Below are 23,473 nucleotides of genomic sequence, written 5' to 3' on the forward strand. Positions count from 1 at the left end.
TCGGCAGCGAAAATGCCGGCCGCATCCCACCGTCAACTCAGGTAGAATGCGCGCCCAGTTTTTGGAGAAGCGTATGACCCTGCTCAAATTCAGCGATGTGTCCCTTGCTTTCGGCGCTATGCCGTTGTTGGACAAGGTGTCCTGGCAGATCGCCCGTGGTGAGCGGGTGTGCATCATCGGCCGCAATGGCACCGGCAAGTCCAGCATGATGAAGCTGGTCAAGGGCGACCAGAAGCCCGATGAAGGCTCCGTATGGCGCGCTCCGGGCCTCAAGATTGGCGAATTGCCGCAAGAATTGCCGGTGGCCGACGGACGGACTGTGTTCGACGTGGTTGCCGAAGGCCTGGATGGCGTGGGCGAGTTGCTCGCGCAATACCATCACCTGGCGCAGAACTGTGTCACCGAAGAAGACCTGGACAAGCTGATGCACGTCCAGCAAGACCTCGAAGCCCGTGATGGCTGGCGCCTGCAGCAACTGGTCGACAGCACCTTGAGCCGCCTGCAACTGCCGGCCGACAAGACCCTCGCCGAATTGTCCGGCGGCTGGCGTCGCCGTGTGCTGCTGGCCCAGGCGCTGGTCTCCGAACCCGACCTGCTGTTGCTCGACGAACCCACCAACCACTTGGACATCGGCGCCATCGCCTGGCTGGAAGAAGCCATCAAGGATTTCCAGGGCGCCGTGCTGTTTATCACGCACGACCGTGCTTTCCTGCAGAGCTTGGCCACGCGCATCCTCGAACTGGACCGCGGCGGCCTGATCGACTGGAACGGCGACTACGCCAGCTTCCTGGTGCATAAAGAGGCCGCACTGTCCGCTGAAGAGACCGCCAACGCGTTGTTCGACAAGAAACTGGCTCAGGAAGAAGTCTGGATCCGCCAAGGCATCAAGGCGCGCCGCACCCGTAACGAAGGCCGTGTACGTGCACTGAAAGCCCTGCGCGTTGAGCGCAGCGAGCGTCGTGAGCGCACCGGCAAGGCCAACATCCAGCTGGACACCGCCGACAAGTCGGGCAAGCAGGTGATGGTCCTCGAGAACGTGAGCTTCGCGCACCCGGGCGGCCCGTTCCTGATCAAGGACTTCTCGATGGTCCTGGCGCGCGGCGACCGTATCGGTCTGCTCGGCGCCAACGGTACCGGCAAGACCACCTTGCTCAAGCTGATGCTCAATGGTCTGCAGCCGACCAGCGGCACCGTGGAAGAGGGCACGCGCATCGACGTGGCCTACTTCGACCAACTGCGCCACCAGTTGGACCTGGAGAAAACCGTGATCGACAACGTCGCCGAAGGCCGCGACTTTATCGACATCGACGGCCAGAGCCGCCACGTGCTCAGCTACCTGGGCGACTTCCTGTTCAGCCCTCAACGTGCGCGTACGCCGGTTAAAGCCTTGTCCGGTGGTGAGCGTGCGCGCCTGCTGCTTGCCAAGCTGTTCAGCAAACCGGCCAACCTGCTGGTACTCGACGAACCGACCAACGACCTCGATGTGGAAACCCTCGAGCTGTTGGAAGAAGTGCTGCTGACCTTCAACGGCACCGTGCTGATGGTCAGTCACGACCGGGCATTCCTCGACAACGTGGTCACCAGCACCCTGGTCTTCGAAGGTGAAGGCAAGGTGCGTGAATACGTCGGCGGTTACCAGGACTGGCTGCGCCAGGGCGGCTCGCCGCGTTTGCTGGGCGTGACTGAGAGCAAGTCCGGCAAGGCCGATCTGACCTCCGCTGTGGTTGCCCCCGTGGAAGCTGCTGCTCCGGTCCAGGAAGCTGCACCAGCGACCAAGAAGAAACTCAGCTACAAGCTGCAGCGTGAGCTGGAGGCCTTGCCGGGCGATATCGACGCCAAGGAACAGCAGATCGCTGCGGTCGAAGCGGAAATGGCTGACGCAGGTTTCTACCTGCGCCCGGCGGCCGAAACTGCCAAGGTGATTGCCTCCCTGGAGACGTTGAACCACGAGCTGGAAGTGTTGGTTGAGCGTTGGGCCGAGCTGGATGCCTGATTGATTGCAGTGCATTAAAAAACCCGGTGTTCATTGGCATGAACACCGGGTTTTTCATATGAAATGCAGTCCAAAATGGGGGAGGGGGCTTGCTCCCGATAACAGTGTGTCAGTTGATGCATCGGGTGACTGAAACACCGTTATCGGGAGCAAGCCCCCACCCACATTTGATCTTCAAGGGGCTTACGAGGATTTGACCAGCTTCACCGCCAGCACGTCGCACGGCGCACCGTGCAATACATCATTGGCGGTAGAGCCCAGTAGCAGCGCCAAGCCGTGACGGCCATGGCTGCCGACCACGATCAGGTCGCAAGCCTCTTCCTTGGCCAAGTGGTGGATTTCCTGGCGCGGTTGGCCGTATGTCAGGTGGCAGTCGTCCTTTTTCAAGTGCGGGTATTTCAGAATCAAACGGTCGAGGCGCTCTTTGGCCTGGTCGAATTGTTGTTGCTGCAACTGGGAAAGGTCCATCGGCACGTCACCACCAAAGGCCATGGCCATGGGCTCGACGATATGCACCAGCGACAGTTTGGCACCATTGGCGATTGCAGATTCCTGCGCGCGCTTGATCACTGGATCGCACTCTTCGGTCAGATCGACAGCGACCAGAATATGTTGGTAGGGCATGAGGCGTTCCTCCAGGGGACTGCAATAAGTTCAGTATGGCTGCTTTCAAGCGGATCGGGTTGCGTCAGGTCAAATCCGCTCATCTAGAAATTCGGGAGTACACATATGACGGTCTGGATAGTGGTGTCAATCCTTGTGGTGGTTCTGAGCCCTCTGGCATGGCTGCGCCCGTCGCGCCATCAGAGCGGGCGCATGGCCCTGCGGATGGAAGCGCGCCGCATCGGCCTGGCCATGCAGTTGGCCCCTCAGGAGTGGCCGCACTGGCTCAAGCAGGAGCCGCCGAGCCCTTGCGCGCAGTACTGCCGGCCACGGCGTGGCAGCACCCCGGCGATCTGGAGTTACTGGCAGTTGGAGCCGGGGGTGTGGGTCAATCAGTGGCGCGAAGTGTGCGTCGATGAGAAGTTGTTGCCGCATTTTGCAACGCTGCCGGCCAACGTCTACAAAGTCGAGGCTGACAAGCAAATGATCGCCTTGTATTGGGGCGAGAAGGGCGAGGCCAGTGTGTTGAAAGATATCGATGCGTTGCTCAAGGCGCTCGCTTAACGGCCACGCAATAAAAAGCCCGACATCATCATCGGGCTGGAGTTGGCCAGGCAGGCCGGTAAATCGAGGGTTCCCGCGTCGGATGTTCATCCAGGCGCGTTAGGGTTGTCGCTAGCCTAGCGGCAGATCCCGTTCTGTACAGCCTTTTTACTCATATTTTCTGTTATTGATTTCGTGAATATTTGAATATTGACGGGGCGAGTGCTTGCCGTTGGGGTTCTGAAATGACTGGAAAGTCGCGTTTTTCCTAGCCTTTCGAGCGATTGACAATTGCCCGGAATTGGATGAAGGTGGCGTACCCAAATCAAACGGGCGTATGAATTGAGCGTTTGTCTGTCAGACGACTCATACAGAATCCCGACTATCGCATTGGCGGGTGTGCCTGGCGGAATGGCATGAGCATTGACGCAACTGTCAGTGTCCAACCAGAGGCCAGCGTCCAATGTGTACTGTTCAGCTTCCATATCGTGGAGATCAGTTGATGATTTACGAAGGTAAAGCCATCACGGTTAAGGCTCTTGAAAGTGGCATCGTCGAACTGAAATTCGACCTCAAGGGTGAGTCCGTCAACAAGTTCAACCGTCTAACCCTGAACGAACTGCGTCAGGCCGTAGACACCATCAAGGCTGATGCATCGATCAAAGGCGTGATCGTCTCCAGCGGCAAGGACGTGTTCATCGTCGGCGCTGACATCACCGAATTCGTCGACAACTTCAAGCTGCCCGATGCCGAGCTGGTGGCTGGCAACCTCGAAGCCAACAAGATTTTCAGCGATTTCGAAGACCTCAACGTACCGACCGTCGCCGCGATCAACGGCATCGCGTTGGGCGGCGGCCTGGAAATGTGCCTGGCGGCAGACTTCCGCGTCATGTCGGCCACGGCCAAGATCGGCCTGCCTGAAGTCAAGTTGGGCATCTACCCAGGGTTTGGCGGCACCGTGCGCCTGCCGCGCCTGATCGGTGCCGACAACGCCATCGAGTGGATCGCCGCCGGCAAGGAAAACCGTGCCGAAGACGCGCTGAAAGTCGGTGCCGTCGATGCTGTGGTTGCCCCGGACAAACTCGCCGAAGCCGCACTGAACCTGATCAAAGGCGCCATCAGCGGCGAATTTGACTACAAGGCCAAGCGTCAGCCGAAGCTGGAAAAACTCAAGCTCAACGCCATCGAACAAATGATGTCGTTCGAAACCGCCAAGGGTTTCGTGGCTGGCCAGGCCGGGCCGAACTACCCGGCGCCGGTTGAAGCGATCAAGACCATCCAGAAAGCCGCGAACTTCGGTCGCGACAAAGCCCTGGAAGTGGAAGCGGCAGGTTTCGTCAAACTGGCGAAAACCTCGGCGGCCCAGAGCCTGATCGGCCTGTTCCTGAACGATCAGGAGCTGAAGAAAAAGGCCAAGGCCTACGACGAGATCGCCCGCGACGTGAAACAGGCTGCCGTACTCGGCGCCGGTATCATGGGCGGCGGTATCGCCTATCAGTCGGCGTCCAAGGGCACGCCGATCCTGATGAAAGACATCAACGAGCACGGTATCGAGCAAGGCCTGGCAGAAGCCGCCAAGCTGCTGGTGGGTCGTGTGGATAAAGGTCGCATGACCGCAGCGAAGATGGCTGAAGTGCTTAACGGCATTCGTCCTACGCTGTCCTACGGTGATTTCGGGCATGTCGACCTGGTGGTTGAAGCCGTAGTCGAGAACCCGAAGGTCAAGCAGGCCGTGCTGGCCGAAGTCGAAGCCCAGGTCAAAGACGACACTATCCTGGCCTCCAACACCTCGACCATTTCCATCTCGCTGCTGGCCAAGGCCCTCAAGCGTCCGGAAAACTTCGTCGGCATGCACTTCTTCAACCCGGTGCACATGATGCCGCTGGTCGAAGTGATCCGTGGCGAGAAGTCCAGTGAGCTAGCCGTGGCCACCACCGTTGCCTACGCCAAGAAAATGGGCAAGAACCCGATCGTGGTCAATGACTGCCCGGGCTTCCTGGTCAATCGCGTGCTGTTCCCGTACTTCGGCGGCTTCGCCAAGCTGGTCAGCGCCGGTGTGGACTTCGTGCGCATCGACAAGGTCATGGAAAAATTCGGCTGGCCGATGGGCCCGGCGTACCTGATGGACGTGGTCGGCATCGACACCGGCCACCACGGCCGCGACGTGATGGCTGAAGGCTTCCCGGACCGCATGAAAGACGACCGCCGTTCGGCGATCGACGCGCTGTACGAGGCCAAGCGCCTGGGCCAGAAGAACGGCAAGGGTTTCTACGCCTACGAGGCCGACAAGAAGGGCAAGCAGAAGAAAGTGGCCGACCCGTCGGTGCACGAAGTGCTGGCTCCGGTCATCTACGAACAGCGTGAGGTGTCCGACGAAGACATCATCAACTGGATGATGATCGCCCTGTGCCTGGAAACCGTGCGTTGCCTGGAAGACGGCATCGTCGAGACCGCCGCCGAAGCCGATATGGGCCTGGTGTACGGTATTGGTTTCCCTCCATTCCGTGGTGGTGCGCTGCGTTACATCGATTCGATCGGTGTGGCTGAGTTCGTTGCCCTGGCTGACAAATACGCTGATTTGGGCCCGCTGTACCACCCGACCGCGAAGCTGCGTGAAATGGCCAAGAATGGCCAGAGCTTCTTCGGTTAAGCGCCCAGACGACTAGAGCGAGAATATTTATGAGCTTGAATCCAAGAGACGTGGTGATTGTCGACTTCGGTCGCACACCGATGGGCCGCTCCAAGGGCGGCATGCACCGCAACACCCGTGCCGAAGACATGTCGGCACACCTGATCAGCAAGTTGCTGGAGCGCAACGTCAAGGTCGACCCGAACGAAGTCGAAGACGTGATCTGGGGCTGCGTCAACCAGACCCTGGAGCAGGGCTGGAACATCGCGCGCATGGCGTCGCTGATGACTCAGATCCCGCACACCGCCGCCGGCCAGACCGTGAGCCGCCTGTGCGGTTCGTCGATGAGCGCGCTGCACACTGCCGCCCAGGCAATCATGACCGGCAACGGTGATGTGTTCGTGGTCGGCGGTGTGGAGCACATGGGCCACGTCAGCATGATGCACGGCGTCGATCCTAACCCGCACATGTCGCTGTACGCGGCAAAAGCCTCGGGCATGATGGGCCTGACCGCGGAAATGCTCGGCAAAATGCACGGCATTACCCGTGAAGCCCAGGATGCGTTCGGCCTGCGCTCGCACCAACTCGCCCACAAGGCGACCGTGGAAGGCAAGTTCAAGGATGAAATCATCCCGATGAACGGTTATGACGAGAACGGTTTCCTCAAACTGTTCGATTACGACGAAACCATTCGTCCGGATACCACCCTGGAAAGCCTGGCGGCTCTTAAGCCGGCGTTCAATCCAAAGGGCGGCACCGTGACCGCCGGTACTTCGTCGCAAATCACCGACGGTGCCTCGTGCATGATCGTGATGTCGGCGCAGCGTGCCCAGGACCTGGGTATCCAACCGCTGGCCGTGATCCGTTCGATGGCAGTGGCGGGTGTGGACCCGGCGATCATGGGCTATGGTCCAGTACCGGCCACACAAAAAGCCTTGAAGCGCGCGGGCCTGACCATCTCGGATATCGACTTCTTCGAGCTCAATGAAGCTTTCGCCGCACAGGCCCTGCCCGTGCTGAAAGATTTGAAAGTGCTCGACAAGATGAATGAGAAGGTTAACCTGCACGGCGGCGCGATTGCCCTGGGCCACCCATTTGGTTGCTCCGGTGCGCGTATCTCCGGCACTTTGCTTAACGTGATGAAGCAAAATGGCGGCAACCTCGGGGTAGCCACCATGTGCATTGGTCTCGGCCAAGGCATTTCCACCGTCTTCGAACGCATCTAAGCGTTGGGTTGACGGAAGCCGGGGCCCAGTGCCCCGGTTTTTGTTTTTTGGCGGTTTTGTATTTTTTTTTTAACAAATTTTGTAAGAGGGCCAGAGCATGAAAGTCGAACCAGGGCTCTACCAGCATTATAAAGGTCCGCAGTACCGCGTTTTCAGTGTGGCGCGGCACTCCGAGACCGAAGAAGAAGTGGTGTTCTACCAAGCACTGTATGGCGATTACGGCTTTTGGGTGCGCCCATTGAGCATGTTCCTGGAGACCGTCGAAGTTGACGGCGAACAGGTCCCACGCTTTGCTTTGGTGCAGGCCGAACCCAGTCTTTTTTCAGGGCAATAACGGCAGGCCGCGCAGAATACTGCGCTTGACCTCACCTTGTTGCCACTATATATAGCGTTGCCGCGTCAGGCGCCAACTGCCTTTCACTTCTCGAATTCAGGAATTTTCCGATCCATGGGCAAATCGCTGGTCATTGTGGAATCCCCGGCTAAGGCCAAGACCATCAACAAGTACTTGGGCAACGAGTACGTGGTGAAGTCGAGTATCGGCCATATCCGAGACCTGCCCACCAGCGGTTCGGCTAGCGCCAGCAAGGAGCCTGCCGCCAAGCGCGGCAAGGCCGCCGCGGGCGAAGGTCCGGTACTCACGCCTAAAGAGAAAGCGCGCAAGCAGCTGGTCTCACGCATGGGTGTGGACCCGGATCATGGCTGGAAGGCCAAGTACGAAATCCTTCCGGGCAAGGAAAAGGTCATCGAAGAGCTGCGCCGGCTCGCCAAAGATGCCGACACCATCTATCTCGCAACGGACTTGGACCGCGAAGGGGAAGCCATTGCCTGGCACCTGCGGGAAGCCATTGGCGGCGACGACAGCCGCTACAAGCGTGTGGTGTTCAACGAAATCACCAAGAAAGCCATCCAGGAAGCCTTCTCCAAGCCGGGCGAACTGGACATCGACCGTGTCAACGCACAGCAAGCGCGTCGCTTCCTCGACCGCGTCGTGGGTTACATGGTCTCGCCACTGTTGTGGGCCAAGATCGCCCGTGGCCTGTCCGCCGGCCGTGTGCAATCGGTCGCGGTAAAGCTGGTGGTGGAGCGTGAGCGCGAGATCCGTGCGTTCAACCCCGAAGAGTATTGGGAAGTCCACGCCGACCTCGGCACCGCCAAGGGCGCCAATGTGCGCTTTGAAGTGGCCCGCGAGAAAGGTGAGGCCTTCAAGCCGCTGAACGAAGCCCAGGCCATGGCTGCGCTGGAAAAGCTCAAGGCGTCCAGCTACAGCATCTTCAAGCGTGAAGACAAACCCACCAGCAGCAAGCCATCGGCACCGTTCATCACCTCCACCCTGCAACAGGCCGCGAGCAACCGCCTGGGCTTCGGGGTGAAGAAAACCATGATGATGGCCCAGCGTCTGTACGAAGCCGGCTACATCACCTATATGCGTACCGACTCCACCAACCTGTCGGTGGACGCGGTCGCGATGGCGCGTACTTACATTGAAAGCGAGTTCGGCAAGAAATACCTGCCGGAGAAGCCGAACGTCTACAGCAGCAAGGAAGGCGCACAGGAGGCTCACGAAGCGATTCGTCCTTCGGACGCCAACACCGAGCCAAGCAAGCTCAGTGGCATGGAGCGCGACGCCGAGCGCCTCTACGAGCTGATCTGGCGCCAGTTCCTGGCCTGCCAGATGCTGCCGGCGCAATACCTGTCCACCACCGTGAGCGTGGGTGCTGGCGACTTCGAGCTGCGCGCCAAGGGCCGTATCCTCAAGTTCGACGGTTACACCCGCGTGATGCCGCAGATCGCCAAGCCAGGCGATGACGATGTGCTGCCGGACATGGCCCAGGGCGACACGTTGAAGCTGATCAAGCTCGACCCGTCCCAGCACTTCACCAAGCCACCGGCGCGTTACTCGGAAGCCAGTCTGGTAAAAGAGATGGAAAAACGCGGTATCGGTCGTCCTTCGACCTACGCGGCGATCATCTCCACCATCCAGGATCGCGGCTACGTGGCGTTGCACAACCGTCGTTTCTATTCGGAAAAGATGGGCGACATCGTCACCGAGCGCCTGTCCGAGAGCTTCTCCAACCTGATGGACTACGGCTTTACCGCCGGTATGGAAGAGAACCTCGATGACGTCGCCCAGGGCGAGCGCGACTGGAAAAACGTGCTGGACGAGTTCTACGGCGACTTCAAGAAGAAACTCGAAGTGGCCGAAAGCCCTGAGAGCGGCATGCGTGCCAACCAGCCGGTGATGACCGACATCCCGTGCCTGACCTGCGGCCGCCCTATGCAGATTCGTACGGCGTCCACCGGCGTTTTCCTCGGTTGCTCGGGCTACAGCCTGCCGCCGAAAGAGCGCTGCAAGGCCACCGTCAACCTGGTGCCGGGCGATGAAATCGCGGCTGACGATGAGGGTGAATCCGAGTCGCTGGTATTGCGTGGCAAGCACCGTTGCCCGATCTGCAGCACGGCGATGGACGCCTACCTGCTGGACGAGAAGCACAAGCTGCACATCTGCGGTAACAACCCGGATTGCAACGGCTACGAGATCGAAGAAGGCACCTACCGCATCAAGGGCTATGAAGGTCCGAGCCTGGAATGCGACAAGTGCGGCAGCGAGATGCAGCTCAAGACCGGTCGTTTCGGCAAGTTCTTCGGCTGCACCAACCCGACGTGCAAGAACACCCGCAAACTGCTGAAAAGCGGTGACGCGGCGCCGCCCAAGATGGACCCGGTGAAGATGCCCGAACTCAAGTGCGAGAAGGTCAACGACACCTACATCCTGCGTGACGGCGCTTCGGGGTTGTTCCTGGCGGCCAGCCAGTTCCCGAAAAACCGCGAGACCCGTGCACCGCTGGTGCTGGAGATCGTGCCGCACAAGGATGAGATCGATCCGAAGTACCACTTCCTGTGTGAAGCGCCGAAGAAGGACCCGGATGGTCGTCCAGCCGTGATCCGCTACAGCCGCAAGACCAAGGAACAGTACGTGCAGACCGAAGTGGACGGTAAGCCTACCGGCTGGAAAGCGTTCTACGACGGCGGCAAGTGGAAGGTCGAGGATAAGCGCCAGGGCGCTTGATCGGTTAATCTGCCAATGACAAAGGCCGCCTGCACAGGCGGCCTTTTTTTGCCCTTGCAGTGCACTCGGCCGATCCGTGACACTGTTCAGCCAGCATCACGCTTATTCGTTGTGGAGATTGCCGTCATGGCCAACGAACTCTATACCCGTACCAATCAAAAAATTTACTTCGCGGGTTTGTCCCTGGAAGCCCTTGGCCGTGCCGAGGAAGGGAAGGAGATGAACGCGATTGCGCTGGTTCAGGCTGGGCGTGAAGCCGCGTTGTTCCACCTGTATGGTGCGTTACTGGGCTTGTGTCATGAGATCGCCGGGTTCTACCGCTTGCCCCAGGCCGGTTCGCCCCGTGCGGAAATGATCATGAATCGTGAAGTGCTGGAAAGCATGGCGATCCCTGAGCTGGCCGAGTTGGTGGAAATGGCCCAGAGCCCTGACAGCTGGGTCGCGCGTCTGCTTAAGGCCCATGCGGATATGTTTCAGCCGCCCCGTGTTCCCCATGTGCCCAAGGGCGATGTGACCCAGCCCTTGATCGTGGCGGTTGCGTTGGAAGAGGAAGAGCCCAAGCCTCTGAGTCGCGAAGAGTTGGAAGGCTGGCGTCAGGAGCTGAAAAAGATGGCGTTGCGCTTTCGTGAAGGTTTAAACGAGTGCTGAACGTTGGTCGGATTCATATGGCGCCGTTCATCAAGCCGTAAAGAAACCTCTTCAGAACCTCAACGAAGCCGGGCAGATGACTGATATAATCCCGGCCTTTCGTGGAGAACAGACTTTTATGCCGACGTCCTTTCTGGAAATTGTTGAGTTGCCCGACGGCCGAATCGAGCTGCGCCGGGCTGAGGACGAAGGTTCTCTGGTTATTCTGGATTTTTCCGAGGACGCCAAAGTGTTCCTGCAGGGCCAGCACGTGGAAGTGGCAAAAGCCATGTTGAGCGTGGGTGTGCAGATGGCAGGTCGCCTTGCAGAAGGCGAGCCGGAGAAAGAAGACGGGCCACGCGTTCTTCACTGAGGTCTGTGACGAGCGTGCAAGTTTTGGCCAGCGGGGCTGTTGTGGTGAGTGGGCTTGTGGTTGTGGGCTGGGCTTGTCGTGGTGAGCTGGGCTGTTGTGGTGAGCGGGCTTGCCCCGCGCTGGGCTGCGAAGCGGCCCCAAAACCAAGCACCGCGGAATACCTGATGTACCGCATTAAATCGATTTAGGACTGCATCGCAGTCCAGCGCGGGGCAAGCCCGCTCACCACAACAAACCTGCTCACTATAAGAAGCCTGCAAACCACAGTAAGCCCGGTCAGCATAACAAGCCTGCAAACCACAGTAAGCCTGCACACCCCACGCAAAGTCCGTACTTTTATCCCAATCGAATATTCAAGCTCTGAGCATCGCCCGTGCGCGCGGCGCTGATCAGCTGTTGCTTGGCCGCAGCATTCAGAGGGTTCAGCCAGCTCACCACGGTGTGGCTACGGCCCAGGCGCAAGGCTTCGCAGGTCAACTGCTGGGCGCTTTGCGCGCCGCGCGGTTGCAGCAGCAGGATGCGTTCGCGGTTGAGGCCCGCGTCCCGCAGCCAGGCCTGGGTCAGGCTGGCGGGCGGGGCGATCAGCGTCAGCCAGCGGGCGTCCTGCTCTTCGCTCAATTCGCGAAGGATCGGCGCCAACAGGCTCAGGCAGCTCCCAGCTGCACCGCGCAACGACAATTCACTGAACGCCTCAGGCTCGGCGCTCCAGGGCGCCTCGATCGTTTCCTTGAGGATGGGCGCAAGGGGTTGGGCCATGAAGGCCTCGAACAGCGACAGTTGTGTGTGTTGTGGGGTGTGCACGAGCTGCATGATGCCTCCTTTAGCGGCGAATGACGCCGACGCTCAAGCCTTCGATCACCAGGTCCTGATCTTTCAGGTTCACTTCAATCGGAGCGAACTCAGGGTTCTCGGCCAACAGCCAGACCTTGCTGCCTTCACGCTTGAAGCGTTTGACGGTGACTTCGTCGCCGATACGGGCGACGACGATCTGGCCATTACGGGCTTCGCGGGTGGTGTGGACGGCCAGCAGGTCACCGTCGAAGATGCCCACGTCCTTCATGCTCATGCCATGGACCCGCAACAGGTAGTCGGCGCGAGGATGGAAGAAGGTCGGGTTGATGTTGCAGGATTCCTCGACGTGCTGCTGCGCCAGGATCGGCGCACCGGCAGCGACACGGCCGATGATCGGCAGGGTCGATTCGTCGGCCTTGGCTTCGAAGCCAGGGATGCGAATGCCGCGCGAGGCACCGGGGGTCATCTCGATGGCGCCTTTGCGCGCGAGGGCCTTGAGGTGTTCTTCGGCGGCGTTGGGGGACTTGAACCCCAGTTCCAGCGCAATTTCCGCTCGTGTCGGCGGGTAGCCGTTGTCATCGAGGCAGCGCTTGATAAAAGCCAGAATCTCAGCTTGGCGTGGCGTCAGTTTTAGCATGTTGATCGCTCTGTCTTTTTATACAGTGACTGGGATTATATACAGTGAACTGCGCTTGGCAATCATCCTTTTTGGCCACTCCGCTGGACGGTCATAGGGGATACCTCCTACAAGGCAGGGATAGCGCTGCCTACAGACCGCCAGGGATGTGATTAAATAGCGATGAAATACATGACTGCCCGGCCGGAAAGCGAACCCGCAGGCTTGACAAGACACAACCTGAAACGTATGTTTCAAACAAGTGTTTGTCAGGCGGAGTAGCCATGGCCCAGTCGGAAACCGTTGAACGCATTCTCGATGCTGCCGAGCAATTGTTCGCGGAAAAAGGATTCGCTGAAACTTCATTGCGGCTGATTACCAGCAAGGCTGGCGTCAACCTCGCGGCAGTGAATTACCATTTCGGCTCGAAAAAAGCGCTTATCCAANCCCACCTTGGAAGAGCTGTTGGAAATCCTCGTTGAACAAGCCCTGGTGGTTCAGCCCCGCAGCGGCAACGACCTGTCGATCTTCATGCGCCTGTTGGGCTTGGCGTTCAGTCAAAGCCAGGGCCACCTGCGGCGTTACTTGGAAGACATGTACGGCAAGGTTTTCCGCCGCTACATGTTGCTGGTCAACGAAGCCGCCCCGCGTATTCCGCCGATCGAGCTGTTCTGGCGTGTGCACTTCATGTTGGGGGCTGCCGCGTTCAGCATGTCCGGGATCAAGGCGTTGCGGGCCATTGCCGAAACCGATTTCGGTGTGAATACCTCTATCGAGCAGGTCATGCGCCTGATGGTGCCGTTCCTTGCCGCCGGCATGCGCGCCGAAACCGGCGTGAGCGACCCGGACATGGCCGCCGCCCAGCTGCGCCCACGCAGCAAATCCGCGCCGGCCCCCGCCAAGGTTTGACCCGCCCGGGTGTGCGCAGCCGCTTGCATCCGCTAAGCTAGCGGCCCATGCCGAATTCAGCTATTTACTCGCAACCCGTTGTTCTCACTGTGCCTGGTGAGAGCAACGGGTTGTGTGCGTTCTATAAGGAAGGTTTATGACTGCTGCCCTGCAAGGTTCTTTGATGGTCGACGTTGCCGGTACCTGGCTGACGGCCGAGGATCGCCACCTGTTGCGCCAGCCTGAAGTGGGCGGCCTGATCATTTTTGCGCGCAATATCGAGCATCCACGCCAGGTGCGGGAGTTGAGCGCGGCGATTCGTGCCGTGCGCCCGGACCTGTTGCTGGCGGTTGACCAGGAAGGCGGTCGCGTACAGCGCCTGCGCCAGGGTTTTGTGCGCCTGCCGGCCATGCGTGCGCTGGCGGACAAGCCCAATGCTGAACGCCTGGCCGAGCAATGCGGCTGGATCATGGCGACTGAAATGCTGGCCGTGGGCCTGGACCTGAGTTTCGCCCCCGTCCTCGATCTGGACTATCAACGCAGCGCCGTGGTCGGCACCCGATCCTTCGAGGGCGACCCCGAGCGCGCCGCCGTGCTCGCCGGTGCCTTTATCCGTGGGATGAACAGCGCGGGCATGGCCGCGACCGGTAAACACTTTCCGGGCCATGGTTGGGCCGAGGCCGATTCCCACGTCGCGATTCCCAATGACGAACGCAGCCTGGAGCAGATTCGCGCCAATGACCTGGTGCCTTTCGCACGCTTGAGCAAGCAACTGGCGGCGGTGATGCCCGCTCACGTCATCTACCCGCAGGTTGATAACCAACCTGCAGGTTTCTCGCGCCGCTGGTTGCAGGACATCCTGCGCGGCGAGTTGCAGTTCGATGGGGTGATTTTCAGCGATGACTTGTCGATGGCGGGGGCCCATGTGGTGGGCGACGCCGCCAGCCGTATCGAAGCGGCGCTGACGGCGGGTTGCGACATGGGCCTGGTGTGCAATGATCGCGCGGCTGCCGAGTTGGCGTTGACCGCCGCCCAGCGCATGAAGGTCAAACCATCGGCCCGAATCGCACGCATGCGCGGACAGGCGATTGCGTCGACGGACTACAAGCAGGATCCGCGTTGGTTGGCGGCAGTTACCGCGCTGCGTGAAGCGCAGTTGATCGGCTGAAAACCGCGGTGCGCCCATCGCAGGCAAGCCAGCTCCCACATTCGACCGCAGTTATCTTGAAGAAACGCGGTCACCTGTGGGAGCTGGCTTGCCTGCGATAGCGATCTGACAGTCAGCGCTTTTCCTGTTTGTGGGGCAACGGCGCAAACAGCGCTTCAATATCCTCGTTGCCCAGCTGCCAGTCTCCGGTAGTACGCCCATCCAGCACGCCCGCTGCCAGATCGGACTTTTCCTTCTGCAGGTGCTGGATTTTCTCCTCCACCGTGCCTCGGGCAATCATCTTGTACACGAACACCGGCTTCTCCTGCCCGATGCGATACGCGCGGTCGGTGGCCTGGTTCTCCGTGGCCGGGTTCCACCATGGGTCGTAGTGGATCACCGTGTCGGCTTCCGTCAGGTTCAGGCCTACACCGCCGGCCTTCAGGCTGATCAGAAAAATCTGCAGCTTGCCGCTCTGGAAGTCCTTCACCGGCGTGCGCCGATCGCGGGTCTGGCCGGTCAACAAGGCGTAGGCAACGCCGCGCTTTTTAAGCTCGACTTCGATCAGGCTCAGCATCGAGGTGAACTGGGAAAACAGCAGGATCCGCCGGCCTTCTTCAAACAGCTCCTCGAGCATCGTCATCAAACTGTCGAGCTTGCCCGAGCTGCTGCCACGGGCGGGCAGGGTGGCGTCGTTGACCAGGCGCAGGTCGCAGCACACCTGGCGCAGCTTCAGCAGCGCCTCAAGAATGATGATTTGGCTGCGTGCCACACCCTTGCGGGTGATCTCGTCACGCACCTTCTTGTCCATGGCCAGGCGCATGGTTTCGTACACGTCGCGCTGGGCCTCATTGAGGTCGACCCAGTGGATGATCTCGGTCTTGGGCGGCAACTCCGTGGCCACCTGTTCCTTGGTGCGGCGCAGCAGGAAGGGTTTTATCCGGCCGTTGAGGTGCTGCAATCGTACATCGCTGGCGCGCTTTTCGATGGGCACGCGGTAATCGCGGTTGAAGCTTTTCACGTCGCCCAGCCAGCCCGGCAGGAGGAAATGAAACAACGACCACAGCTCACCCAAGTGGTTTTCCAGTGGCGTGCCGCTGAGGCACAAGCGTTGCCGCGCATTCAACTCGCGCGCCGCCTGGGCCGCTTTGCTGGAAGGGTTCTTGATGTACTGCGCTTCATCCAGGATCAGCACATGCAGGGGCAGCGCCGCGAGCTGTTCGATGTCCTTGGGCAGCAGCGCGTAGGTGGTCAGCAGCAGGTCGTAGTCGTTCAGGTTGGCAAAATGTTTCTTACGTGTCGCGCCATACAGCGCCAGTACCTTGAGCTGTGGGGTGAAGTGCGCCGCCTCATCGAGCCAATTGGGAATCAAGCTGGTGGGCATCACCACCATGCAGGGCCGATCCAGGCGCCCGGCGATTTTTTCAGTGAGAATATGCGCCAAGGTTTGCAGGGTTTTACCCAGGCCCATGTCATCCGCAAGTATCCCGCCTACATCGAGCTGGCGCAGTGACTGCATCCAGCTCAAGCCTTCCAGCTGGTACGGGCGTAACGTCGCGTTCAACCCTTCCGGCGCTACGCAGGTGAAATCCTTGATATCCCGCAGGCGCTGGGCGAAGTTGCGTATCTTCTCGCCACCTTCCCATTGCAGCGGCAGGTCTTCGAGCGGGTTCAAGCGAATCGCATCGGCCTTGGCCAGGCGCAGCGTGGTGGTGCCGGCTTCCTGCAAGTAGAACTCGCCGAGGGTCGCCAGCACCGGTTTCAGCCGGCCGTAAGGCAGCGCCACTTGCAGCGGGCCATGGCCGCCGTTGGGCAGGCCGGGAATGTTTACCAGGATCAGTTCTTCATCGCGACGGCGTGCGAGTTTTTCCGGGTTGAGGATCTCGGTGTGGGAACGCATCAGGTTCAGCAGGATCGGCAGCAGGCTCAGCCGCTCGCCGTTGACGATAATGCCCAGCTCCAAGTCGAACCAATCGCGCTCCGGCCCGTCATCGACGGTGGCGTACCAGTCATCGACGGTGCTCAGGTCGAAGCCGAAGTCCTCATCGATCTGCAGCTCCCAGCCCTCGGCCCGTAAGGTGGGTGATGCGTTGAGGGTGAAGTTGAGCCACGCGCTGTCATTGACCATCTCGAACAACTCGCCAGCGCTTTCCGGCAAGGCTTTGCTCTGGCGTGTGGCGATCTTGAAGCCGAGCAGGCGCAGTTGTTCGCGGTACGGCTGTTCCAGCTCCGGATGCCGCTTGATCCGCAGGCTCTGGGTGTCCTGGCGCACGATGATGTCGGCGTTTTTCTGCCCGCTGACATAGTTGCCCAAGTAGTTGAACGACAGCGCCGCACGGTGCTGGATGTAGCGCTGCATCTTGCCATTGCGCGGTTCAAAGGCACTGAACTCGACACTGGCCAGCCACAAGCGCGGCACGGGCACTACATCCTCCATGACCACCTGCGGCAACGCCACGCGGTTTTCCAGTACAGCCTGGAGTTTTTCCAGCAGCTCGGCATCCTGTGCAGCGGCCGGGTAGGCCAGAGTTTCCTGGACTTTGAGCAGCACCGCCGCGATGTGTTTGCAGTTGGTGTGCACCGGGCAGGTACAGCGGCTGTCCACCAGGATCAGCGTGCCCTTGGCCGACTCGCGCAGTGAGATGGTCTGCCGATAAACGTTGCCGCCCGAGCCTTCGCAACTGGCGACGATGGTGCTGTCGCCGCATTCGACGATGCGCACCCGGTTCTCCAGGGCATAACGGCGCCCGCGCTCCAGACTTTGCTCTTTGAAGCGATTGGCCCATGAAGGGGCCAGGGGTTTGGTCAGCGACGACGTCAGGGGCATGGCGCTGGATCAGTCCTGGATATCGGGCGGTGGTGCGCTGGGTGGCTTGGCGGTCAACGAGGTGATCTTGATCAACAGCGCCAAGTGGCCGCCGTCCAGGTAGTTGAGCTGGTTGTTCTTGGTGCGCACGTCCTTCTGGGCGAAGTGTTCGCTGGCGATCACGCTGCCATTACTGTCGAACGTGTTGATCCAAAAGTCCGCGTCGATGTCCGTGAAGCGACCCAGTTGCAGGCTCAAAACACCCTCGATAGGAAACTGACCAAACTGCTCCTGGCCGTCAGAGATTGCGACTTTGGCCGGCTGCTCCCCCAGGTTCTGTTCCCACGCCTTGTGCAACAGCACCGTGTAGGAGGAGTCGGCACGCAACTTATCGACAATGTTGGACAAGCGCGGCGGGCTCAGTTTATCGCCCAGACGCGCTGCGCCAGCATCCCAGTTTTCCGGCGCGGCGCGGCTGTTGATCACCGGCTCGGCGTTCTGGCGCACCAGGATCATTTCCACCTGGTACGGGCTGTCGGCAAACGCCGTAGGTGCCACGACCACCAACAACAGGCTCAAAATGCGGAACAGGCGCATTGGGGCGTCCTTCAAGCAGATTTCGGGATGAGGCGTTCGAACAACGCCTCCAATGTATTAAAGCGTTCTTCGGCACGTTCCATCGGCACCATGAACTTGAACAGCGTAGCCCCTTCGAACTTGTAGCGGTTGGGCTGGCCCTGGATCAGCCTGATCAGCACCAACGGGTCCACCGGCGTCTGCGCTTCGAACTCGATGCGCCCACCCTGCGGCCCGGCATCGACCTTCTTGATCCCCAGCTGCTCGGCCTGCAATTTGAGTAGGGTCAGGCGCACCAGGTTCTTGGTCGGTTCCGGCAGCAGGCCGAAGCGGTCGATCATCTCCACTTGCAGGTCCTTGAGGCCTTCTTCGTCGGTGGCCGAGGCGATGCGTTTGTACAGGATCAGCCGCGCATGCACGTCCGGCAGGTAGTCTTCGGGGATCAGCGCCGGCAAGCGCAGGTTGATTTCCGGGCCACCGCCCAGCGGTTGATCAAGATTCGGTTGCTCACCCTTGCGGATCGCTTTCACCGCGCGTTCAAGCATTTCCATATACAGGGTGAAACCGACCGCCTGGATCTGCCCGCTCTGGCCGTCGCCCAGCAGTTCGCCGGCACCACGGATTTCCAGGTCGTTGGTGGCCAGCACAAAACCGGCGCCCAGGTCCTGGGTGTTGGCGATGGCTTCCAGGCGCTTTTCCGCGTCGGAAGTGATCTGCTGGCGCGGTGGCGTGAGCAAATACGCATACGCCTGGTGGTGACTGCGCCCGACCCGGCCGCGCAACTGGTGCAGCTGCGCCAGGCCAAACTTGTCGGCGCGCTCGATGATGATGGTGTTGGCGCTCGGCACGTCGATGCCGGTCTCGATGATGGTAGAGGCGATCAACACGTTGAAGCGCTTGTGGTAGAAGTCGCTCATCACCTGTTCGAGATCGCGCTCGCGCATCTGTCCGTGGCCGATGGCAATGCGCGCTTCCGGTACCAGTTCGGCGAGGTCGGCGGCGCACTTCTCGATGGTCTTCACGTCGTTGTGCAGGTAGTACACCTGCCCGCCGCGCAGCAGTTCTCGCAGCAGCGCTTCTTTCACCGTGCTTTTGTTTTGCTCCATCACGAAGGTGCGCACCGACAAGCGACGCGCCGGTGGCGTGGCGATGATCGACAGGTCGCGCATGCCCGACACCGCCATGTTCAGCGTGCGCGGAATCGGCGTGGCAGTGAGGGTCAGAATGTCGACCTCGCTGCGCAGGGCCTTGAGTTGTTCCTTCTGGCGCACGCCAAAACGGTGTTCTTCGTCGATGATTACCAGGCCCAGGTTCTTGATCTTCACATCGTCCGACAGCAGCTTGTGCGTGCCGATCACGATGTCGATCTTGCCTTCGGCCAAATCGGCGATGGCTGCATTCACTTCCTTGGCCGACTTGAAGCGGCTCATCACTTCCACGGTCACCGGCCAGTCGGCAAAGCGGTCGCGGAAGCTGTTGTAGTGCTGCTGGGCGAGCAGGGTGGTGGGCACCAGGATCGCCACTTGCTTGCCGCCATGCACTGCAATGAAAGCCGCGCGCATCGCCACTTCGGTCTTGCCGAAGCCGACGTCGCCGCATACCAGGCGGTCCATCGGCTTGGGCGCGAGCATGTCGGCGCGCACCGCTTCGATGGTGGTTTGCTGGTCGGGAGTTTCTTCAAAGGCGAAACCGGCGCTGAAGGTCGCGTAGTCGGCTTTCGGGTCGGCGAACGCATAACCTTCGCGTGCGGCGCGGCGTGCATAGATGTCGAGCAGTTCGGCGGCGACGTCGCGCACCTGTTCGGCGGCTTTGCGCTTGGCTTTCTGCCAAGTCTCGGAGCCCAGGCGGTGCAGCGGTGCCAGGGCATCGTCGCTGCCGGTGTAACGGGCGATCAGGTGCAGGCTGGCCACCGGCACGTAGAGCTTGGCGCCCTCGGCGTATTCCATGGTGAGGAATTCGGCGGCCTGGTTATCGATCTCCAGGGTCTGCAGGCCCAGGTAGCGTCCGACGCCGTGGTCGATATGCACCACCGGCGCGCCTTCGCGCAGTTCGGTGAGGTTCTTGATCACCGCGTCGTTGTTGGCGTCTGCGCGTTTTTCGCGGCGACGGCGTTGCATCACGCGCTGCCCGAACAGCGGGCTCTCGGCGATCAGCGCCAGGGCCGGGTCGTCCAGCAGCAGGCCTTCATCCAGCGGCGCGATGGTGATCGCCAAGCGTTCTTTGCTCTTGACGAAGTCCGGCCAGCTGTCGACGGTTTTCGGTCGCAGCTTCAGGCGTTCGAGCAGCTCCAGCAGCACTTCACGGCGCCCGGCGGACTCGGCGGTAAACAGCACGCGGCCAGGGAAGTCGCCGAGGAAGTTGGACAGCGCTTCCAGCGGTTGTGTGGCTTTGGCCTGGATTGCCAGGTCCGGCAGTGTGCCCGCCGGGAAGCGCTCGCGGCCGCTGCCGGCGTCCACATCCTGTTGGCTGGCGACCACGCGGGGCCAGTTTTTAAGACGGGCAAAGCAGTCTTCCACCGGCAGGAACAGCTCGGCGGGCGGTAATAACGGACGGGAGGGATCGACGCGGCGTTCTTCGTAACGGTTACGCACGTCGTTCCAGAAGTTTTCCGCTGCTTGCTCGATACCCGGCAGCGAGAACACTTGGGTGTCCTGTGGCAGGTAGTCGAACAGGGTGGAGGTTTCGTCGAAGAACAGCGGCAGGTAGTACTCGATACCGGCCGGTGTAATCCCACTGCTCAAGTCCTGGAAGATCGGACAGCGACGGAAGTCGACGTCGAAGCGCTCACGGAAGCGCGCCTTGAAGCGCGTGACCGCATCTTTCTGTAATGGAAATTCCCGCGCAGGCAGCAGCTTGATCGAGTCGACTTTGTCGATGGATCGCTGGTTTTCCGGATCGAAGGTGCGCAGGGTCTCGATCTCGTCATCGAACAGGTCGATGCGGTACGGCAGTTTGCTGCCCATCGGGAACAGGTCGATCAGGGCCCCGCGCACTGCGAACTCACCGTGTTCGTACACGGTGTCGACGCAGCGGTAGCCGCTGGCTTCCAGGCGTGTGCGCATCTGCTCGACGTCGAGCTTCTGGCCAATATCCAGGACCAGGCTGCTGCCCAGCAGGAACTTGGTCGGCGCCAGGCGATGCAACGCAGTGGTGATCGGCACCACCAGCACGCCGTGGGCCAGTTCCGGCAGGCGGTACAGGCTGGCGATGCGCTGGGAAATGATGTCCTGGTGCGGCGAGAACAGGTCGTAGGGCAGGGTTTCCCAGTCGGGGAAATGCAGCACCGGCAAATCGGGGGCGAAGAAGCTCAGCTCCTGCTCCAACCGTTCGGCGCTTTGGCTGTCGGCGGTGAGCAGCAGGGTAAAGCGCTTGGCTGCGCTGGCAGCCTCGGCGATGGCCAGGCTCAGGGCGGCACCGGGCAGGTTGCCCCAGTGCTGTTTACCTGCCGCGGCAGGGAGAAGCGGTAGACGCAGAACGGGCACGGAAGGTTGAGCTCCAAGCGTTGCGACAAAGTCGGTAATTGTAACGGCCCAAGGTGCCGCCTGTCAGTTTCTGACTGAGCCTATTACGGTTTGTAGGAAATGTAGTGGCTAAGACAAACAATGGCGTGTTTTGACTCAATATGTAGTGCCGAAATGCGCGATTGTTTAGGAGGGTTACGGACAAGTTGGTCTGCGTCCCCAATGATTGGCTTTCTGGAACCCGCGTATTTACTGGGCTGCAGCGCGGCGGTATTTTTTGGCAAGGGGTTTTTGTTGTAGGACGCGCATTGCTCCGAGGACGGTCGGGCGGCATAATGTAGCCCCTTTTTTCAGCCCCTACATGTGGAAGGTTCCCGTGACTCAGAAGCCCGACCAGTGTCTTGGTGAATGGATCGACCGTGAAGCACTCGCAGAAGCGATGATCCCGCTTATCGGTCAGCTGTACCGCAATAACAATGTGGTGAGCTCGATCTATGGCCGCAGCCTGATCAACCAGTCTGTCATCGCGATTCTCAAAGCCCACCGCTTTGCGCGTCACCGTTCCGCCGACGACAGCGAACTCTCCGTCCACGAAACATTCCCACTGCTCAAAGCCATGAGCGAGCTCAAGCTCGGCGCGGCCTCGGTAGACCTGGGCAAGCTGGCCTACAAATTCCGCAAAGAAGGCGCCGGCCGTACCGCCGAGCAGTTCGTGCGTGAAGAGATGGCCGATGTGGTCGGCCAGCAAAACGCCGCGGCCCGTAAAGGCACCGACGTCGTGCTGTACGGCTTCGGTCGTATCGGCCGCCTGCTGGCGCGCATCCTGATCGAAAAAACCGGTGGCGGCGACGGCCTACGCCTGCGTGCCATCGTGGTGCGCAAAGGCGCCGAGAACGACCTGACCAAGCGTGCCAGCCTGCTGCGCCGCGATTCGGTACACGGTCCGTTCAACGGCACCATCGTCATCGACGAAGAAAACAACACCATTACCGCCAACGGTAACCTGATCCAGGTGATCTACGCGAAGAACCCGTCCGAGGTGGATTACACCCAGTACGGCATCAAGGACGCCTTGCTGGTGGATAACACCGGCGTATGGCGTGACGCCGAAGGCCTGGGCCAGCACTTGGCCTGCCCGGGTGTCGATCGCGTTGTCCTCACCGCGCCTGGCAAAGGCAAGCTGAAGAACATCGTTCACGGCATCAACCACGCTGAAATCACTGCTGACGACAAGATCGTCTCCGCCGCTTCCTGCACCACCAACGCCATCGTGCCGGTGCTGAAGGCAGTGAATGACAAGTTCGGCATCGTCAACGGCCACGTCGAAACCGTTCACTCGTACACCAACGACCAGAACCTGATCGACAATTTCCACAAGGGCGATCGTCGTGGTCGTAGCGCCGCGTTGAACATGGTGATCACCGAGACCGGTGCTGCCACCGCTGCTGCCAAGGCCCTGCCTGAGCTGGCCGGCAAGCTGACCGGTAACGCGATCCGTGTACCGACGCCGAACGTGTCGATGGCCATCCTCAACCTGAACCTTGAGAAAGCCGCCACCCGCGAAGAGATGAACGAGTACCTGCGCTACATGGCGCTGCACTCCGATCTGCACAAGCAAATCGACTTCGTTAATTCCCAGGAAGTGGTTTCCACCGACTTCGTTGGCTCGCGCCACGCCGGTGTGGTGGACGCGGAAGCGACCATCAGCCAAGACAACCGCGTTGTCCTGTACGTGTGGTACGACAACGAGTTCGGCTACAGCTGCCAGGTGGTTCGCGTGATGGAAGACATGGCTGGGGTCAACCCGCCTGCGTTCCCGCGCTAAGCATCAGCAATAAATGAAAAAGCCCCGACTGGTTCGGGGCTTTTTTATGGCTGGGGATTTTGTGCAGGCTGGCAGGGCCTCATCGGGGGCAAGCCCCCTCCCACAGTTGATCGCATTTCAATGTGGGAGGGGGCTTGCTCCGATGGGCATAATTATCTGCACAACACTGTAGCAACCACGGTAACCACGATGCAAAGCGAGCCGCTGTTGATCTTGCTTTTGATCTCAGGCGCCCCGTCAAACACGCTGGCCGGAATTCGACAGGGATTTGGGGGGTAAACCGGCAGGGATGCCGGTT

General features: G+C 60.3%; 16 protein-coding genes and 1 pseudogene. 11 read left to right on the top strand and 6 right to left on the bottom strand.

Going from position 1 to position 23,473, the window contains the following annotated elements; all coding sequences use genetic code 11:
- Positions 1-73 precede the first annotated feature (73 nt).
- Entirely contained in the window at positions 74-1,993 is a 1,920-nt protein-coding gene (locus AO064_RS02615; protein WP_064052295.1) for an ATP-binding cassette domain-containing protein, read from the top strand.
- A 183-nt stretch (positions 1,994-2,176) separates the two neighbouring features.
- Here AO064_RS02615 and AO064_RS02620 read toward each other — a convergent pair whose 3' ends face one another.
- Positions 2,177-2,617, bottom strand: a complete 441-nt coding sequence (locus tag AO064_RS02620; RefSeq protein WP_064052296.1) for a universal stress protein — start codon at positions 2,615-2,617, stop codon at positions 2,177-2,179.
- Between the two features lie 105 nt (positions 2,618-2,722).
- Here AO064_RS02620 and AO064_RS02625 point away from each other — a divergent pair, with 105 nt between their 5' ends.
- The 7 genes from AO064_RS02625 (at position 2,723) to AO064_RS02655 (ending at position 11,064) form a co-directional block, all read left to right on the top strand.
- Positions 2,723-3,160, top strand: a complete 438-nt coding sequence (locus AO064_RS02625; protein WP_046035153.1) for a hypothetical protein — start codon at positions 2,723-2,725, stop codon at positions 3,158-3,160.
- 481 nt (positions 3,161-3,641) lie between these two features.
- Positions 3,642-5,789: a fatty acid oxidation complex subunit alpha FadB gene (gene fadB / locus AO064_RS02630; RefSeq protein ID WP_012722844.1), complete on the top strand. Its 2,148-nt coding sequence runs from the start codon at positions 3,642-3,644 to the stop codon at positions 5,787-5,789.
- Between the two features lie 29 nt (positions 5,790-5,818).
- The gene (fadA, locus tag AO064_RS02635) at positions 5,819-6,994 is read left to right on the top strand and encodes an acetyl-CoA C-acyltransferase FadA (RefSeq protein ID WP_012722845.1); all 1,176 of its coding nucleotides are present in this window, start codon (positions 5,819-5,821) and stop codon (positions 6,992-6,994) included.
- Positions 6,995-7,091: 97 nt separating this feature from the next.
- Positions 7,092-7,328 (top strand): DUF1653 domain-containing protein, encoded by a 237-nt coding sequence (locus AO064_RS02640; RefSeq protein ID WP_010212074.1) that lies wholly within the window; start codon positions 7,092-7,094, stop codon positions 7,326-7,328.
- A 114-nt stretch (positions 7,329-7,442) separates the two neighbouring features.
- Entirely contained in the window at positions 7,443-10,064 is a 2,622-nt protein-coding gene (gene topA, locus AO064_RS02645) for a type I DNA topoisomerase (RefSeq protein WP_064052297.1), read from the top strand.
- A 126-nt stretch (positions 10,065-10,190) separates the two neighbouring features.
- A complete protein-coding gene (locus AO064_RS02650; protein ID WP_012722847.1) occupies positions 10,191-10,712 on the top strand; it encodes a DUF6586 family protein in 522 nt (173 codons plus the stop codon).
- A 118-nt stretch (positions 10,713-10,830) separates the two neighbouring features.
- Positions 10,831-11,064 (top strand): hypothetical protein, encoded by a 234-nt coding sequence (locus AO064_RS02655; protein ID WP_010212068.1) that lies wholly within the window; start codon positions 10,831-10,833, stop codon positions 11,062-11,064.
- Positions 11,065-11,400: 336 nt separating this feature from the next.
- Here AO064_RS02655 and sulA read toward each other — a convergent pair whose 3' ends face one another.
- Both sulA and lexA read right to left on the bottom strand, forming a co-directional pair.
- On the bottom strand, positions 11,401-11,874 hold the full coding sequence (sulA, locus tag AO064_RS02660; protein ID WP_012722849.1) for an SOS-induced cell division inhibitor SulA: 474 nt from the start codon (positions 11,872-11,874) through the stop codon (positions 11,401-11,403).
- Between the two features lie 10 nt (positions 11,875-11,884).
- Positions 11,885-12,493, bottom strand: coding sequence for a transcriptional repressor LexA (lexA, locus tag AO064_RS02665; RefSeq protein WP_003172575.1), 609 nt, complete (start codon positions 12,491-12,493; stop codon positions 11,885-11,887).
- Between the two features lie 263 nt (positions 12,494-12,756).
- Between lexA and AO064_RS02670 the strand changes: the two are divergent.
- Positions 12,757-13,381, top strand: a pseudogene (locus AO064_RS02670) (TetR/AcrR family transcriptional regulator).
- Positions 13,382-13,517: 136 nt separating this feature from the next.
- Complete coding sequence (gene nagZ, locus AO064_RS02675; RefSeq protein ID WP_064052298.1) at positions 13,518-14,528, top strand: beta-N-acetylhexosaminidase; 1,011 nt, start codon at positions 13,518-13,520, stop codon at positions 14,526-14,528.
- 112 nt (positions 14,529-14,640) lie between these two features.
- Here the strand turns inward: nagZ and AO064_RS02680 are convergent, their stop codons facing one another.
- The 3 genes from AO064_RS02680 to mfd are packed head-to-tail and all read right to left on the bottom strand — an operon-like array spanning position 14,641 to position 21,371.
- Positions 14,641-17,334 carry a DEAD/DEAH box helicase gene (locus AO064_RS02680; protein ID WP_064052299.1) on the bottom strand — a complete coding sequence of 898 codons (2,694 nt, stop codon included), beginning with the start codon at positions 17,332-17,334 and terminating at the stop codon, positions 14,641-14,643.
- Positions 17,335-17,343: 9 nt separating this feature from the next.
- On the bottom strand, positions 17,344-17,910 hold the full coding sequence (locus AO064_RS02685; RefSeq protein ID WP_064052300.1) for a CsiV family protein: 567 nt from the start codon (positions 17,908-17,910) through the stop codon (positions 17,344-17,346).
- Between the two features lie 11 nt (positions 17,911-17,921).
- Positions 17,922-21,371: a transcription-repair coupling factor gene (mfd, locus tag AO064_RS02690; RefSeq protein ID WP_012722854.1), complete on the bottom strand. Its 3,450-nt coding sequence runs from the start codon at positions 21,369-21,371 to the stop codon at positions 17,922-17,924.
- 340 nt (positions 21,372-21,711) lie between these two features.
- Between mfd and AO064_RS02695 the strand changes: the two genes are divergently transcribed.
- Positions 21,712-23,175, top strand: a complete 1,464-nt coding sequence (locus AO064_RS02695; RefSeq protein WP_012722855.1) for a glyceraldehyde-3-phosphate dehydrogenase — start codon at positions 21,712-21,714, stop codon at positions 23,173-23,175.
- Positions 23,176-23,473: the final 298 nt, after the last annotated feature.

The organism is Pseudomonas marginalis (assembly GCF_001645105.1).
Classification (GTDB): domain Bacteria; phylum Pseudomonadota; class Gammaproteobacteria; order Pseudomonadales; family Pseudomonadaceae; genus Aquipseudomonas; species Aquipseudomonas petroselini.